A 927-nucleotide genomic window follows, 5' to 3' on the forward strand; every position below is an offset into this window, starting at 1 on the left:
ATATAATAGACTATGTGATTTTTCATACCCTTTATTTCGTGAACCTTGTAAATTATATCGTGAGACTACCAAATAAATTCGGGAAGCTGTTAAGCTAGTTGTTAATCTGATCCAATTTCATGTGTGGGTTTCACAAATAGAATGGAGGTATAGAATCACTTCAATGACAAATTTTTACCTATTGCATTAAAAACCAATTGATAGCGAATTCCTTGATGTTCTAGGGTTTCTATTCGGGCATTCAGGTCTAAGGCGAAATTTTTCTATCAACCTGGTACCGGTACCTTTACTAGCCTGGTCTTTTATTCCTACGCCATTGTCCTGATAATCAATTTTGATATGTTGGTCATTGAGATGAATGGCGATTGTTATTTTTGGTTGATCAATACCTTCAAAAGCATATTTAAGACTATTGTAAATCCATTCCGTTAAAATCATGGAGATTGGAATCACGGATGCTACTGGAAGAACAATTTTAGCCGATTGTTCATAAACAATTTCCACTGATCGTTTTTCCTTGCCTAGCATTTCTCGGTGTTGCTGCATCAGGCCTTTCAGAAATTCTTTTAATGGAACTTCTTTTTCGTCTTCAATGCTGAACAAATACCTTTCCAAGGAGGCAGCTGAATACAAGAGTTGAGTGGATCTTAACATTTCCTGTTGGGCGCTATTGTCAGGAACCCTTCTGGCTATTTCCTTGATAATGCTCTGTAACCGCATAATATTATTGGCAGTGCGGTGTCTCAATTCTGTTTGTTGAAGGCTAATGGTTTTGTTTTTAGCGCTAATAATTTGGGTTAGACCCCTTTGTCGTTTTAGGTTTCTGAAAACCCAAGCAGGAACAAGCTCAAAATAATACCAAGTAAGCTAAGGAATAAACTCGTCTGCCTGAATTTTTCCACTTTCTAATGCAAATAAAGCTGCCTC

1 protein-coding gene is annotated in these 927 nt (G+C 37.0%); it reads right to left on the reverse strand.

Features of this window, described 5'->3' with window-relative positions:
- Positions 1-186: 186 nt before the first annotated feature.
- Positions 187-747, reverse strand: a complete 561-nt coding sequence (locus ADIWIN_RS04905) for a sensor histidine kinase (protein ID WP_161624665.1) — start codon at positions 745-747, stop codon at positions 187-189.
- Positions 748-927 lie beyond the last annotated feature (180 nt).

Origin of the sequence: Winogradskyella psychrotolerans RS-3, assembly GCF_000427335.1 — a bacterium.
Taxonomy (GTDB): domain Bacteria; phylum Bacteroidota; class Bacteroidia; order Flavobacteriales; family Flavobacteriaceae; genus Winogradskyella; species Winogradskyella psychrotolerans.